At 41.7% G+C, this 14,524-nt stretch carries 14 protein-coding genes, 1 pseudogene and 1 riboswitch; of the genes and pseudogenes, 7 read left to right on the forward strand and 8 right to left on the reverse strand.

Annotated elements, in window-relative coordinates; all coding sequences use genetic code 11:
- The first annotated feature begins 403 nt into the window (after positions 1–403).
- The 5 genes from manX to mntP all read left to right on the forward strand — a co-directional run bounded on the left by manX (position 404) and on the right by mntP (position 4,631).
- Complete coding sequence (gene manX / locus AB204_RS08145; protein ID WP_047962886.1) at positions 404–1,369, forward strand: PTS mannose transporter subunit IIAB; 966 nt, start codon at positions 404–406, stop codon at positions 1,367–1,369.
- Positions 1,370–1,452: 83 nt separating this feature from the next.
- Positions 1,453–2,253, forward strand: coding sequence for a PTS mannose/fructose/sorbose transporter subunit IIC (locus AB204_RS08150; protein ID WP_047962887.1), 801 nt, complete (start codon positions 1,453–1,455; stop codon positions 2,251–2,253).
- Between the two features lie 13 nt (positions 2,254–2,266).
- Entirely contained in the window at positions 2,267–3,115 is an 849-nt protein-coding gene (locus AB204_RS08155; protein ID WP_047962888.1) for a PTS mannose transporter subunit IID, read from the forward strand.
- A gap of 110 nt (positions 3,116–3,225) precedes the next feature.
- Positions 3,226–3,684 carry a DUF986 family protein gene (locus AB204_RS08160; protein WP_047962889.1) on the forward strand — a complete coding sequence of 153 codons (459 nt, stop codon included), beginning with the start codon at positions 3,226–3,228 and terminating at the stop codon, positions 3,682–3,684.
- A gap of 154 nt (positions 3,685–3,838) precedes the next feature.
- Positions 3,839–3,963, forward strand: a riboswitch (yybP-ykoY riboswitch).
- Positions 3,964–4,046: 83 nt separating this feature from the next.
- Positions 4,047–4,631, forward strand: coding sequence for a manganese efflux pump MntP (gene mntP, locus AB204_RS08165; protein WP_047962890.1), 585 nt, complete (start codon positions 4,047–4,049; stop codon positions 4,629–4,631).
- A gap of 129 nt (positions 4,632–4,760) precedes the next feature.
- Here mntP and rlmA read toward each other — a convergent pair whose 3' ends face one another.
- Complete coding sequence (gene rlmA / locus AB204_RS08170) at positions 4,761–5,576, reverse strand: 23S rRNA (guanine(745)-N(1))-methyltransferase (RefSeq protein ID WP_047962891.1); 816 nt, start codon at positions 5,574–5,576, stop codon at positions 4,761–4,763.
- A gap of 187 nt (positions 5,577–5,763) precedes the next feature.
- Here rlmA and AB204_RS08175 point away from each other — a divergent pair, with 187 nt between their 5' ends.
- The gene (locus AB204_RS08175) at positions 5,764–6,318 is read left to right on the forward strand and encodes a GNAT family N-acetyltransferase (RefSeq protein ID WP_047962892.1); all 555 of its coding nucleotides are present in this window, start codon (positions 5,764–5,766) and stop codon (positions 6,316–6,318) included.
- A 13-nt stretch (positions 6,319–6,331) separates the two neighbouring features.
- Here the strand turns inward: AB204_RS08175 and uhpC are convergent, their stop codons facing one another.
- From uhpC to AB204_RS08200, 5 genes are all read right to left on the reverse strand, one after another.
- Positions 6,332–7,675, reverse strand: coding sequence for an MFS transporter (gene uhpC / locus AB204_RS08180; RefSeq protein ID WP_047962893.1), 1,344 nt, complete (start codon positions 7,673–7,675; stop codon positions 6,332–6,334).
- Positions 7,676–7,684: 9 nt separating this feature from the next.
- Positions 7,685–9,208 carry a signal transduction histidine-protein kinase/phosphatase UhpB gene (gene uhpB, locus AB204_RS08185; protein ID WP_047962894.1) on the reverse strand — a complete coding sequence of 508 codons (1,524 nt, stop codon included), beginning with the start codon at positions 9,206–9,208 and terminating at the stop codon, positions 7,685–7,687.
- Positions 9,208–9,816, reverse strand: a complete 609-nt coding sequence (uhpA, locus tag AB204_RS08190; RefSeq protein ID WP_047962898.1) for a transcriptional regulator UhpA — start codon at positions 9,814–9,816, stop codon at positions 9,208–9,210. The genes uhpB and uhpA overlap by 1 nt, the downstream gene beginning before the upstream one ends.
- A 140-nt stretch (positions 9,817–9,956) precedes the next feature.
- Positions 9,957–11,333 (reverse strand): hexose-6-phosphate:phosphate antiporter, encoded by a 1,377-nt coding sequence (gene uhpT / locus AB204_RS08195; protein WP_047962895.1) that lies wholly within the window; start codon positions 11,331–11,333, stop codon positions 9,957–9,959.
- Positions 11,334–11,653: 320 nt separating this feature from the next.
- Complete coding sequence (locus AB204_RS08200; protein ID WP_047962896.1) at positions 11,654–12,265, reverse strand: hypothetical protein; 612 nt, start codon at positions 12,263–12,265, stop codon at positions 11,654–11,656.
- A 463-nt stretch (positions 12,266–12,728) separates the two neighbouring features.
- On the opposite strand from AB204_RS08200, the pseudogene AB204_RS08205 reads away from it, so the two are divergent.
- A pseudogene (locus AB204_RS08205) lies at positions 12,729–13,048 on the forward strand (hypothetical protein).
- Positions 13,049–13,146: 98 nt separating this feature from the next.
- On the opposite strand, the gene AB204_RS22350 reads toward AB204_RS08205, so the two are convergent.
- Together AB204_RS22350 and tnpA are read right to left on the reverse strand one after the other, a co-directional pair.
- Positions 13,147–13,479, reverse strand: coding sequence for a hypothetical protein (locus AB204_RS22350; RefSeq protein WP_152671515.1), 333 nt, complete (start codon positions 13,477–13,479; stop codon positions 13,147–13,149).
- A 396-nt stretch (positions 13,480–13,875) separates the two neighbouring features.
- On the reverse strand, positions 13,876–14,334 hold the full coding sequence (tnpA, locus tag AB204_RS08210; protein WP_047962897.1) for an IS200/IS605 family transposase: 459 nt from the start codon (positions 14,332–14,334) through the stop codon (positions 13,876–13,878).
- Positions 14,335–14,524: the final 190 nt, after the last annotated feature.

Raw genomic sequence — 14,524 nt, forward strand, 5'->3', positions numbered from 1 at the left:
TTTTCTATTTTACCGTAAAAACATCACGAACTTTTTATGTAAAGATTAATAAAATGTTACCGGAAACAGTTAAAAACACTTTAAAACACACCATAAACCAAAATAAAAATCTAATATTTAAAATAAAAAGATATAAAATCTCGTATTGAACTATCAAAACAGCCTATCTTAATTTTTCTGACTGATAGCAATTTTCTCGAAGGTTTCAAATGATAATCTAGCGACATATTTTCTTATGTAACGAAATATAAAACCGTAAGAAATGAAATATTGAGATAGATTCTCGATAAGGTTTTATGTTTACAACTATCATGTTTATTGATAGTTGATTAGCTACATTAGAAATATTGAGTGTGAACTTACAGTAGGCCTGAGTTCAATTGTTACAGAAAGGGGAAAACAAGTGAGTATAGCCATTATGATTGGCACACATGGGGCTGCAGCAGAACAACTGCTTCATACTGCAGAGATGTTGATTGGAGAACAGGAGAACGTTTCTTATATCGACTTCGTACCCGGTGAAAATGCTGATACATTATTCGATAAGTACAACAAAAAACTGGAATCGCTCGATACAGAACAAGGGGTTTTGTTTTTTGTCGATACTTGGGGTGGTAGCCCATTCAATGCGGCAAATCGTATTGCCGTCGATAAAGACAACTACGAAATAATCACGGGCGTAAATGTCCCGATGTTAGTTGAAGCCTTCATGTGCCGTGACGACGGTCCCTCAATGGAAGAACTGGTTGCTGTTGCATTAGAAACAGGGAAAGAAGGCATCCGGGCCCTAAAAACCGAACAAACTGAAGAACCCGCAAAACCTGAACCAGTTAAACAGGCAGCGCCTGCCGTAACATCAATTTCAGCGCCTACTGCGGGCGGCCATATGAAGATAGCTCTCGCGCGTATTGACGATCGCCTTATTCACGGTCAGGTTGCTACCCGTTGGACGAAAGAAACCAACGTCAAGCGTATTATTGTTGTCAGTGATGAAGTCGCTCAAGATACCGTACGTTCTACTCTGTTGAAACAAGTCGCACCTCCCGGCGTCAGTGCACACGTCGTGGATGTTGCCAAGTGTGTTCGTGTTTACAACAACCCTAAATATGCGGGTGAGCGCGTCATGCTGCTATTCACCAACCCGACAGATGTCCTGCGCATTGTAGAAGGAGGAGTCACTCTCGAATCCGTAAATATTGGTGGTATGGCTTTCCGTCAGGGAAAAACCCAGATTAACAACGCGATTTCTGTTGATAATACTGACATTGAAGCCTTTGGAAAACTGAATTCTCATGGCATCGAACTTGAAGCTCGTAAGGTCGCCAGTGATACCCGTTTAAATATGATGGATCTGCTGAAAAAAGTTTAAAAACAAAAACAGATGTCATTTTATTAACCATTACTCAATAACAAAATTCTTACCAAATTACATTTGGTTACAGGAGAAAAACAATGGAAATTACCGTTGTTCAACTTGTGTTGATATTCATCGTTGCCTGTATCGCAGGCATGGGTTCTATTCTTGATGAATTTCAATTTCACCGTCCATTAATTGCCTGTACATTAGTCGGCTTAGTGCTTGGCGATATGAAAACCGGCATCATCATCGGCGGTACACTGGAAATGATCGCGCTTGGCTGGATGAATATCGGTGCGGCAGTCGCCCCTGATGCAGCTTTAGCCTCCATCATTTCAACCATTCTGGTCATCGCAGGCGGGCAAGATGTTGGTGCCGGTATCGCACTGGCGATCCCGCTGGCTGCGGCAGGACAGGTTCTGACCATTATCGTTCGTACTCTGACTGTTGGTTTCCAGCACGCAGCAGATAAGGCGGCAGAAAACGGTAATCTTCGTGCAATCAGCATCATTCATATTTCAGCCCTGATGTTACAGGCTATGCGCATTGCCATCCCTGCTCTGATTGTTGCGATATCCGTAGGAACCTCTGAAGTTCAGAACATGCTGAACTCCATCCCACAAGTCGTTACCAGTGGTCTGAATATCGCCGGTGGCATGATTGTGGTGGTTGGTTATGCAATGGTAATTAACATGATGCGTGCTGGTTATCTGATGCCATTCTTCTACCTTGGTTTCGTCACTGCCGCTTTCACTAATTTCAACCTGGTTGCATTAGGTGTCATTGGTATCGTTATGGCAATCCTGTATATCCAGCTTAGCCCTAAATACAACCAATCACAGGCAGCCGCTCCTGCTGGCAATACCTCAAACGACCTTGATAACGAATTAGATTAAGAGGATAAACAATATGTCAGAGACAAAAAATATGGGTCAGAAAAAACTGACGCAAAGCGATATCCGCGGTGTCTTCCTCCGTTCTAACCTCTTTCAGGGTTCATGGAACTTTGAACGCATGCAAGCGCTTGGTTTCTGCTTCTCAATGATACCTGCCATTCGTCGCCTGTACCCAGAGAATACCGAAGAAAGGAAACAAGCTTTAAAGCGACATATGGAGTTCTTTAATACTCACCCTTATGTTGCAGCACCTATTCTTGGTGTCACCATGGCAATGGAAGAACAGCGTGCCAACGGAGCCGACATTGATGACGGCGCGATCAACGGTATCAAGGTTGGCTTGATGGGGCCTTTGGCTGGTGTAGGTGACCCAATTTTCTGGGGAACTGTACGCCCAGTATTCGCCGCCCTTGGTGCCGGTATTGCCATGAGTGGCAGCCCGTTGGGGCCTATTCTATTTTTCTTTCTGTTTAATTTGGTACGTTTGCTCACCCATTACTTCGGGATAGCTTATGGCTATAAGAAAGGCTTGGATATCGTTAAAGATATGGGCGGTGGCTTCTTGCAGAAAATGACGGAAGGAGCGTCAATTCTGGGCTTATTTGTCATGGGAGCCTTGGTCAATAAATGGACGAAAGTCAATATTCCGCTAGTGGTTTCAGAAGTCCCTGATCCACTCACTGGTGAAATAAAAGTGACTACCGTTCAAACAATCCTGGATCAATTAATGCCTGGCCTGATGCCATTATTGCTGACATTCGGCTGTATGTGGTTACTGCGGAAAAAAGTCAATCCTCTGTGGATAATCGTGGGCTTTTTCGTTCTGGGTATCGTCGGTTTCCGCTTTGGTTTCCTTGGCTAAATTTGCTTTTTTTGTACCATTACAATATATGGGGAGGTAAAACCTCCCCATTCTTACAAAAACAAGAATACGATAAGGCTTCCATCCGCAATGAAAAATAGGGATTAAAAATGAGCTTGAATGATATCATCTTGATAGTTTTGATTGTGTTAATGCTCGCTTTTGCAATTTATGATGAATTTATTATCAATCAGCTCAAAGGTAAGACGCTGTTAAATATAACACTAAAAAGAAAGCAGCGGATTGATGCCCTGATCTTCATCGTTTTGATCGGAATTGTTATTTACAATAACGTCACATCTCATGGCAGCCAATTCACTACCTATTTATTATCATTTATCATCTTAGTAACGTTATATTTAGGTTATATTCGCTCACCGAAATTAATATTTAAAGAGCAAGGCTTCTATCATGCTTATCGCTTTTTTCCTTATGAACGTATTAAGGCAATGAATTTATCTGAAGATGGTATTCTCATGATGGAGTTAGAGCATAATAAAATATATATCTCTGTCACAAAATTAGATGATCTGGAAAAAATTTATCAATTCCTTGTGAATAACAAATAATCTTCCCCTTACTTTAAATCCATATAGATTAAATAAGACCAAAGCTCATTATTGGTCTTATTTTTTACCCCATAAAAGGTAATGATAACCATTATCAGTCCTATATCAAAAATATAATGAAATTTTTTGCCTTTTATTCTGAATATGATATTGTCCGATTCAGTCATTGGGGAGTAGCCTGTTCCGGACAGTTTCTGGAAAATTCGTATCAACATACTCGTTTAAAATAAAACGTGGTGCGAATGCCTAAAGAGCCAAGCAAGAAGGCTCTGAATGGTTGGCAAGACCATAGACACATAGCTACGCCATTGGTTGGGGGTGAAGTTGTGTGTATATGGAATCACCCAACCGAGGCTATTTTGATGAACCTCTATGCAACACTTATTCTCGCACTAGCACTTTCCATGGATGCTTTTGCCGCAGCAGTCGGAAAAGGAGCCTCTCTGCACCGCCCTCATTTTCGTGAAGCTATCCGCACTGGTATTATCTTTGGCCTGGTTGAAGCCTGCACCCCTTTAATTGGTTGGGGATTGGGCCTGTATGCCAGCCAATATATTATGGAATGGGATCATTGGATCGCCTTTTCATTACTGTTCATTCTTGGCTGCCGAATGATTATTGAAAGCTTCAAACATGAACCTGAAGCCCCCCGTAAAACTACACCTCAACGCCATAGTTCAATGGCATTGGTTCTCACTGCTATTGCAACCAGTCTGGATGCCATGGCAATTGGTGTCGGCCTTGCCTTCTTGCAAGTTGATATCCTACATACCGCCATGACAATCGGGCTTATGACCATGATTATGGCGACGCTGGGAATGTTAATAGGCCGTTATATTGGCCCGCTATTGGGTAAACGTGCTGAATTAATGGGTGGATTAGTATTAATTTGCATTGGCTTCAATATATTATTCGAGCATCTACAATTATTTATGTATTCTGAATAATCTCTTTTCTGGAGTAAATAAAAATTTATTTACTCCAGATTTTCCGCCCGAACCCCAATAAATTTCAGGTTACAGCATATCCAACAAAACAGTAAACTGAGAAATAAGACGAATTTAAGATTATTGCTATCAAGTACGTCGATATACTTTCAATGTAAAATCTGCTTCACAATTAAAGCTATCTTGCGACAACAAGTTAGTTTTAATTTCTTCTGATGCCCGCCAGGCAAAAGGGGTCATCTGCAATAAATTATGGGCTTGTTCACCATCCAATGACATTGGATAAGCCAGCGTTTGTGTCGAAATTAAGTCAAAGCCTTCCCATTGCTCATGGTTTTCAGGATGCAAATGCACTTCCTGATAAATCAACTCTTTCAATTGATACAAATGACGTGGGCCTGGTGTCACCGTCAAAACAATACCGTGCGGTTTCACTACGCGGGCTAATTCGGTTGCTTTACAAGGGGCATAAATCCGTAAAATGCCATCCATTGCACTATCTGCAAATGGCAATCGGTGGCTGGATGCTACGCAGAAATTAACATTGGAATAACGTCTTGCGCCATAACGAATCGCTACCTTCGCCACATCCAATCCATATATTGTCAGGTTACGATGATGACTTAACTGTTCTTGTACCGCAGCCGTGTAATAACCTTCACCACAACCGATATCCAGCAACGTTTCAGCTTCCTCCGGCAAATATTCATTAAGCAGCTCAATCGCTTTTTGTTGCAATGCTCGATAATGCCCGGAATGCAAAAATGCCCTTCTTGCTTGCATCATCTCCACACTATCACCCGGTTCTTTTGAACGCTTATGCTGAACGGGCATCAAATTGACGTACCCTTCTTTTGCACAATCAAATTGGTGGTTATTTTCACAGCGCCATTGATGATGAGAAAACAGTAATGGCAAGTGGCATAAAGGACATTGATAAGACATAACATTCCGATGGGTAGGAAAAATTCAGGGGGAGCTACTATACCATAGTTTTATATACCATGTTTTCACCCTCTATATTTTACCCCGTTATTTTACTGAATTGAAAAATTGAATTGACTATTTTTGACACTAAAATTAATGTCTTTGCAGACCAAGTTACAACATTTTCATTACAATTGGAGGCATTATGGCAATTGACGATCTAGAAACAGAGCGGCTTCTATTAAAAAAATTAGTACATAATGATGCGCCTCAAATTCAGCAAAAATTCCCTCATTGGGATATCGTCAAATACTTAGATGGCAGCGCAGTTCCATGGCCTTATCCTGCTGACGGAGCTGAATATTTTGTCAATAAAATCGCTCTGCCCGCAATGCAATCAGGAAAAGCCCGGCTATGGTCTATTAGAATAAAAGAACATCCTGATGAATTGATTGGTGTGATCGGATTATATGATAAGCAAGATAATAACCGAGGTTTCTGGCTGTCTTTAGACTATCAGGGTCAGGGATTGATGCGCGAAGCCTGTGAAAGAGTTACCGATTATTGGTTTCACACATTGGGGCAATCTGTTCTCAGAACGCAAAAAGCCAGTATGAATCAACGCTCAAAAAATATCTCATTAGCACAAGGAGAAAGATTAATAAGAACTGAAAAAAAACAATATGTGTCAGGAACATATAATTGTGAGTTCTGGGAAATAACCAGAGAAGAATGGTGCAATAGGCATTCCCTTTTTTAATGCTGCCTTTCAGTCAATTAGCTTTATACTCTCCCTTCCCTACTTGCCGGGGAAATTGAGCTTGTAAGAACGGGAGTAATAATAAACCTATCATTACTGCGCAGACAGAAATGGTAATAAATAGCCCTGTCCAATGGTAATGCTCCAAGATGACGGCAAAAGGGTAGCCAGCAAGAGCGGCTCCTGTATAAGCAAAAAACCCCACAAAACCCGTTGCAGCACCTGCGGAATCTTTGTGTGAACATTCAGCAGCAGCCATCCCAATCAACAATTGTGGGCCAAAGACAAAAAAACCAATGGTAAAAAAACCGATTGATTGAAAAACCAGACCCGTCACAGGCATCAGCCATAAAGCAGCCACTGACAAAAAAATACCCATTGCAAATATCAGGTTCATCGGCCCACGATTACCGCCAAACACTCTATCTGATCCCCAACCTGCCACCAGCGATCCTATAAATCCGCCGATTTCAAACAGGGATAACACCGCATTTGCACTCACCAAATCATAATGGTGATATTCCGTCAAATAGAGGTTTCCCCAATCATTAATAACCGTGCGAACGATGTATACCAACACATAACTGAACGAAAGCAACCAAATGTACTTATTGCGAAAAACATACGTTTTCAGTATTTCTCTGGTGGTTAACCCCTGCCCCTGGCTTTCTTGCATCTTTTCCAAACGATCGTTACGAAACTGACCGATGCTCGGCAATCCCATAGTTGCGGGCTTATCACGCAATCGCCAACATAAAAACAGGCCAGCTAAAATGCCCAAACAACCCGGTACAATAAACCCTTCCCGCCAGCTAAAATGCAATGTCAAAAAACTGACAAACAATGCCACCAATGCACTGCCTACATGATGTGAAGTATTCCATAACGACCACCAGAACCCTCGCTCTGAACGGGAGTACCAACTAGTCAGCAGCTTAGCGCATGACGGTGATCCCCATCCCTGAAACCACGCATTTAATACCCAAAGGAAGGTAAACATAACAATAGAGCTGGACAAGCCAAAGAAGATATTGATGATGCCTGTGGCAATTAGCCCTATTCCCATGAAATAACGCGGATTAGAACGGTCAGAGATAATGCCGGAAAGAAATTTGGAACAACCATATGTGATGTAAAACAACGTGCCAATCAGGCCAATCTCGCCTTTATCAAGGCCGAGATCGGTTATCATGGCAGGCATCGCATAGTTAAAACTTTTACGGGTAAAATAAAACAGCGCATAACCTATATAAAGGCTCAGCATGATATGCAAGCGCCAATAGCGGTATTGCTCTCGAATTTCTCCATCAGACAAATGACTTTGATGGGCCGGCTTGGGTTGAGAAAAAACTGTCATGACTGTATCTTAAAGTTTAGGAAAAATGATTGACAAATCTGTCCCCGAACGTGCCAGACCATCTTGTCGTTTTTCACTATGAATTGAGAACGTTCCACCAAGGGCTTGCACACGCTCCCGCATACCACGTAAACCAAACCCTTTCATATGGTCTTCGGCCTTACAGCCAATACCATTATCTCTGATCAGCAACTTAATCTTTTCTCTGACAGAAAAATGCAGTTCAATATGATTGGCTTGAGAATATTTCAAGGCATTATTCAGTGCTTCCTGACAAAGACGATATAATGTGATTTGAGTTGTATCACTCAGTTGCTCAATTGCCACAGCAGAATCCGCTTCCCAGTGAATGTCCACTAATATGTCATGGGATTCAAATTCCATATCCCGCAATAATTGTTCAATGGCTTCTTTCAAGCCAAGATCATCAAGAATTTTAGGACGCAACCGACTAAGCAGTCCTTTAGTCGTATCATAAACATTGAGAGATAATGATTCGATAGTTTTGGCGCAGTTAAAACTAATTGGTGCGACTTCGACACGCTGGATAATATTAGCTTGTGTACGAATAGCGGTAATATTCTGACCAATCTCATCATGCAATTCACGTGCAATTTCTCGCCTCACCGATTCTTCTGCTTTTACCAATTGACGGGATAAGCTGTGATTACGATGCAGTTGACGCTTTAACTGCACATTAAGGTCACGCTGACGCTGAACTGCCATCCCCAACATAATACCCGTTAACGTTTGCACCAAGAGCGATAATAGCAGATCCGTGATCTCCATACTCGAAACGCCACTACGCGCAGCAATCAATGCAATACTGTTCAGTAAAGTACCGAGTACAGCACCTTGCCAACCGTAACGAAAAGCCAGAAAGATAATCAGGATGGCTAAACAAAATGGAGCAAAGTAGCGCAATTCATTCGGCAAACCCACCTGCAAAAAAATATTCAGTATAAACAATAAAATACACAGAGTAATGTGACTTGTGCGAAACTGAAGCCGATGTGATACCAGATTGGCGGTCAAAGGAAACCAAACATTTTGGAACAAATAGTGCCACACTAAATAACACAAAGGAATCAGCATGACACCACCCGTTAAGCTCACCAAAAATGCAATAATCAAGGCAGGACTATGATTACTTATTGCCACAACATTAATGAGAGAAGTTACCAGAATCACACTGATCATGACAGCGAATCGCTGCCATTGACTACCGAGATAATAACGGCTGGCAAACCAAACAACCGGGAGACTGGCTATGCTGGCGGTTAATACTGTAAGCCATTGCAGTTGCCCCATTAAAAGCGTCAAACAAACGGTCAGCACCCATTCTGCACCATAAACAGTCGGCCAATAATGTTTGGGAGTATGCAGTACGATACCGAGACGCAAAGAAAAAGGAAAAAATAAGATAGCCAGTTCTGAGTCATTGACAAAATAGTAGGCGATTACCCATAAACAGAACCACCAACAAGAAAACAGTAACCAACCGCAGAATGAGTTAATCAGATATCGATGCATTAAAAATCACTAGTGGCAAAATAATTAGCTAAACCAACGTTATTTGTTACCCCTAACTTACTCATCGCATTAGCGCGATGGACATGCACTGTTTTATGGCTCAATCCCAATTCCGCCGCCACCGCCTTGACATCCATACCACGGGCTAACATTTCTCCTACTTGTCGTTCCCGTTTAGTCAGATGTTCCAATGAAGTCGGATTGCTTTTTGATGAGGTCAATTTGAGCACGATATCCGGTGTAAGATAACAACCATTATTTGCCGTAGTGCGTACTGCCTGAACTAATTCATCCGGGCTACAACGTTTACTGAGATAACTACGTGCCCCCGCCTTCAGGGCATTTTCCACCATAGTGGCAGAATCATGAACACTCAACATAATACAGGCAATACCCGAAGGAAGATCTTGCAGCAGTGACAGCCCGCTTTCATCTTTCATCGAAATATCCAGAATACAAATTGTTGCTCCTGAGCCCGGCAATCCTTGTCTGGCTTCAGCACATGAACTGAATTCCCCCACCACCTCAATATCAGATTCGAGATTCAGCAATTGGGCGAACCCTGAACGAACAACAACATGATCATCAACTAACGCTACTTTAATCATCATTATTTATTATCAAATTAAGAATCAAACTAAACTACCTTTCTTGGTATGCCTTAGCAATAGATGATACCTTGGTAAAAGGTGATGGGAAGATGCTACTGTAGAAATACAGCAGCATCGATGCACTTTTTCAGAATGAATTACTGCGCTTTCTTACTTTTTCGTATTTTTCTTTCTTCCGCAATTGCCACAAAAACAAGCAGGCTAAGGCAGACAAAGGCTGAGGCATCCAGGGCAACAAACGTTCCTTTCCACCCCGTCAAACCAAAGACAGGCACACCATCAGCAATCATACCCAAACCGAGTTTGGCAAAGCTGTCACCAATTAAGTAAGCAAACGTTCCTTTAACACCATCAGCAACACTGATTGCTTTTTTCGGTACAAAACCAACAGCCGCCACACCTATCAACAATTGTGGGCCAAATACCAGGAAGCCGAGTACAAACAGAGAACCCAAATACATGAACTCACTGGTTGCATTTTGATAGAATTCAAGGCAGACAATAATTAAACCTAACGAAAAACAAGCAACCAGAGCGCGACGACCATTTGCTAAATCTGAGAGATATCCCCACATTAGCGTACCGACCAGCGCGCCTATTTCGAACATGGTGAAACCCGTGATAGCAGTTTCTTTTGATTGCCCCAATTCCTGATACGCATACACCGTTGACCATTGGTCAATACCAATACGCACGATATAAAGGAAAATATTGGCAAAACAGAGTAACCAAATCACTTTGTTCTTTAAGACATATTCAACAAAGATTTCTCTTTTAGTCATTTGGTTTTCTTCTGCCGCAATATCTTCTTCGCTAACAGTTTCACCAAATAGTTCTTCTACCTTACCCAAGCCATAGCTTTCTGGAGAATCGCTGCCATAACGCAATCCAATAAAGCCAATGATCAGCGCAATAATAGAAGGAAAAACAAACATCCCTATTACATGACCATTGAAAAAATAATTGGCGCCAAAGAGTGCAACCCCAGCCGCCCCAGCCCCGCCTACGTTATGTGACATATTCCACAAACCAAGATAACTTCCGCGCTTATTGCGGGGAGTCCATTTTGTAATCGTGGAATAGCTGGCAGGTCCCCCGATGCTTTGGAAAAAACCACTCAATGCATAAAATGCCACCATCAGGAAAATGCTGACGCCAGAATTACCCATACTCATACTGAAACCCAACATGGCAAGGCCAGATAGAATCAGCATGAATGGTAAGAATTGTTTAGTATTTTTACCGTCCGCATAGTAGGCAACAACGGTCTTACCTATCCCATAGGTAATAGAAAACCCTAACCCTATTAACCCCAATTGCGTCATCGACAAACCATAAGTCGAGATCATATCATTTTGGGCAATGTTAAAGTTTTTACGCACCAGATACATGGCCATATAGCCAATAAAAACCACCAGGTACGATTGCATAAAGGGCTTGAACCACATTTTGCGGCGTACTTCCACTGGAAGATCCAGTGTTGGCTTACGAATTTGTTCTAGAATTTTAAGCATTTGAATTCCTTGGATAACCACGTGAAGAAGAGCCTTTTTTGATGCAGGTGGAAATAAAAAAGGCAAATCGCAAGAAGCGAAAATTTTCGTTGGTATTGTTATTACTTGGCAGTTTAAGGAACTAGAAACAAATTGGCTTGAGCTGTGGTCTTAGTTGATTTAGGAATATTTCTTAGTTTTGTACTATTCGAACGTAAAGCGTGAAAAGAATCACACTCTTTTTATACTCAATGTTTATCAGGCCATCGCCATGCGGGTTCATCCAAAATATTGATGCCTGTCGTATGTGTCTCACCAAACTATTTTTTAAGTTGGACGGTTTATCTTTTTGACTTCCAACGATATCTGGGCCAATAGAAACTGAACAGTATCATCAACAGCGTTAACGGAGAGCCACATAGAAAAATGAGACTATTAATAGACAATTCTCCTTTACCTGAAAGCACATAAAGCCCTGTCGCTTTCAACAAAAACACCAACATCCAAGCCATAGAAACTTCATGCCATACTCTGGCATAGAGTGGCGTACCGTAAACCGCAATAGTTTTTAATCTCGGCATAGCTTGTTCTGCCAGTGTTTGCACAACTGGCCTACCCGATAATGAATAAAAACAAAATACAATTATCGTGGAAATAGCCCCACTAATAGAAAGAAATACGTCTTCTTGTTTGATAGCAAATAGCATATGCCCATGAATATAAAGATAATGGTTAATGCCTGAGATGAGAATCAATGCAACAACAATTAAAGAACCTTTGGTTTTGCTAATAAATTTGAGAACAAGTGAATATAAGCCTGTTAGCAATAAAGTAATACCGACACTACCAAATCGAAAAGCAATGTTATAAAGCACTATCGGTATAATAATCGTCATTATCGCATCACGCGATAATAGATAGCGCCAGATGGAAATAGGTTGCTGTTTAGTCATGATTATTCCTTTTTGCAACGTGCTAAACGAAATAGCAAATATTATAAACAGAACAAAAGGTATAGCCAATAGCGCCTCATATACAGAATCTTAACAATTAAGTCTTTCAAAATATCCATCCAATATATTTCTATTTTTTGTTGTTTACCGATAAGACCAGCCGTGCGGCAGCAGTTGAGATTATACGGAAAAAGGCATTACAGGAAGATGACGATGAACGATGCGGTGGGCTACATCGCAAAGTACATTGCCGAAACCGTTTTTTGCATAACCGCAGACAGGCCGGGTCACCTTAAATCGCATACAGGGTGAACCGGCTTTTTTTGACACGGTAATATTGTTTGATAATGACAATTTCTTGGATGAAGAACGGTTTATTAAAGAGTGACCACGAAAAGAATTTGAAAAAATATTTTTGTGCCACTTACCGCATGCGCGCTGGTAATCAGGGAGAACAAACACAATGGCTAAATCCCCCGCAGAACGTAAAGCCGCCCAACGTCAACGCCAGCTTCCTGCGGGCGCCACTAAAATAGAATTGTTGCTCGATAATCAGCAACTAGCGATGTTAAAGCGTAATTGTGCATTGAGGCGACCGGGGCGCGAACCTTATGACGTCAATGAATATCTCACGCTGATTATTCGTAAAGAGGATTCAGAGTTACAACAGAAAATGCAGGTACTGAGTGCGGTGATGCGCTTCCCATGGCAAAGTGCTGCTTGTCTGGTGATTCTCAATGTTGGACTACATTAGGCTGGCATGAGTTAAAATTGCAATTGTGATGGTGTGACATGTCACACTTTATGAAGGCTCCTTTGAATCAGCGGAGCCTTCGGAAAATACAATCTGTTGGCATTATGCTTAACTGTGCCACAAGATTTTATCTTGTTGGTGGAGGCGTCCAAAATATCTGGACACTTATTATTGCCAGTTGCATAGGTCGAGGAAATCGTGTAATTGCTTGTATATTCCAGCGGCCATGTTTATATAAATGAATGCTGTGTAAGATGCTCACTTTCCCACCTAAATAATGCAATGTATCCTGATAAGTATAAGATAGATGTAAATGTTGCCATTGTTCAGCGGGGTTAGTGCATCCGGGGATTGGTGAAAAATACAGATCATTCGCTCCAGTATTGTATCCCGGTCGCCAGTTTCTCCCACATGCCGCTTCTTGATTGATAAAGGCCAAAATATTTGGTGCAAGATACATAAATCCCCCTCTATATTCTGCGTTCTTCTGATGAGTTCACGTAGTAATATTCTCCTGCATAAAAAACTATTCTATGCCTCAATTCGCACAATTCGAAAAGGATCTCACAACCCGCCAAGTGCCAGTATTGGCGCCTCTGGAATGCTCCCTTGCAGGTGCATAAAAAGCACTGCGTTTAGTGGGCAGACGCAGCTGGATCACGACTGCGCGCGGCGGCGTCTAATGACGTGCCAAATTCAAATTTCATCACATAATGATTACACTTGGAACTACATTTTATTCGGGCAAATAAGTATCCCCCGGCATAGCCGGTGGTTTTTCATATGCGCCTATAAGGCTCTCTTACCAGCCGCGCCCTAACAGGCGCATCGCAATCTGACATTTGCATTCTATTGATTACTTACGGCCCGTAAACGGGCTATCTGGATATGGGATCGATAATTGTTCTCCCAATTTATCCGCTTCCAGTTGGTGCCTTATGTATTCCTGTATCCTAACTGTATTTTTTCCCACTGTATCAACGTAATACCCCCGACACCAAAACTCACGATTACGATATTTGTATTTAAGATCACCAAATCGCTCATAAAGCATCCGGCTACTTTTCCCCTTCAGATACCCCATAAAACTCGACACACTCATCTTTGGTGGGATTTCCAGAAGCATGTGGATGTGATCCACACAACATTCCGCCTCCAGAATGTTCACGTTTTTCCATTCACATAATTTTCTTAATATGCTACCTATCGCTCTACGTTTTTCTCCGTAGAACACCTGCCTTCGGTATTTTGGCGCAAAGACTATGTGATATTTACAGTTCCATCGAGTATGCGCTAAGCTCTTCTCATCCCTCATTGTGGGACCCCCTTTCGATTTCTTGATTCACTTTTGCAGTTGCCAGACCGCAAGGTGTTTTAACAAATCAAAAGGGGTTTTTATAGCGGCTTTATAGCTGAAAGCTCTACGGAACCCCCTGCCAAGCTCTGTCTCTTCTACACAAATCCCTCGATTTAATCGAGGGATTTTTTTGAACCTTTTTCTACCT

This window comes from Xenorhabdus khoisanae, from assembly GCF_001037465.1.
Taxonomy (GTDB): Bacteria; Pseudomonadota; Gammaproteobacteria; order Enterobacterales; family Enterobacteriaceae; genus Xenorhabdus; species Xenorhabdus khoisanae.

Excerpts from the sequence above, each read along its gene's own strand:
- AB204_RS08150 (WP_047962887.1), top strand. The coding sequence starts at position 1,453 with ATGGAAATTACCGTTGTTCAACTTGTGTTGATATTCATCGTTGCCTGT.
- AB204_RS08155 (WP_047962888.1), top strand. The coding sequence starts at position 2,267 with ATGTCAGAGACAAAAAATATGGGTCAGAAAAAACTGACGCAAAGCGAT.
- AB204_RS08160 (WP_047962889.1), top strand. The coding sequence starts at position 3,226 with ATGAGCTTGAATGATATCATCTTGATAGTTTTGATTGTGTTAATGCTC.
- mntP (WP_047962890.1), top strand. The coding sequence starts at position 4,047 with ATGAACCTCTATGCAACACTTATTCTCGCACTAGCACTTTCCATGGAT.
- rlmA (WP_047962891.1), bottom strand. The coding sequence starts at position 5,576 with ATGTCTTATCAATGTCCTTTATGCCACTTGCCATTACTGTTTTCTCAT.
- AB204_RS08175 (WP_047962892.1), top strand. The coding sequence starts at position 5,764 with ATGGCAATTGACGATCTAGAAACAGAGCGGCTTCTATTAAAAAAATTA.
- uhpC (WP_047962893.1), bottom strand. The coding sequence starts at position 7,675 with ATGACAGTTTTTTCTCAACCCAAGCCGGCCCATCAAAGTCATTTGTCT.
- uhpB (WP_047962894.1), bottom strand. The coding sequence starts at position 9,208 with ATGCATCGATATCTGATTAACTCATTCTGCGGTTGGTTACTGTTTTCT.
- uhpA (WP_047962898.1), bottom strand. The coding sequence starts at position 9,816 with ATGATTAAAGTAGCGTTAGTTGATGATCATGTTGTTGTTCGTTCAGGG.
- uhpT (WP_047962895.1), bottom strand. The coding sequence starts at position 11,333 with ATGCTTAAAATTCTAGAACAAATTCGTAAGCCAACACTGGATCTTCCA.
- AB204_RS08200 (WP_047962896.1), bottom strand. The coding sequence starts at position 12,265 with ATGACTAAACAGCAACCTATTTCCATCTGGCGCTATCTATTATCGCGT.
- AB204_RS22350 (WP_152671515.1), bottom strand. The coding sequence starts at position 13,479 with ATGTATCTTGCACCAAATATTTTGGCCTTTATCAATCAAGAAGCGGCA.
- tnpA (WP_047962897.1), bottom strand. The coding sequence starts at position 14,334 with ATGAGGGATGAGAAGAGCTTAGCGCATACTCGATGGAACTGTAAATAT.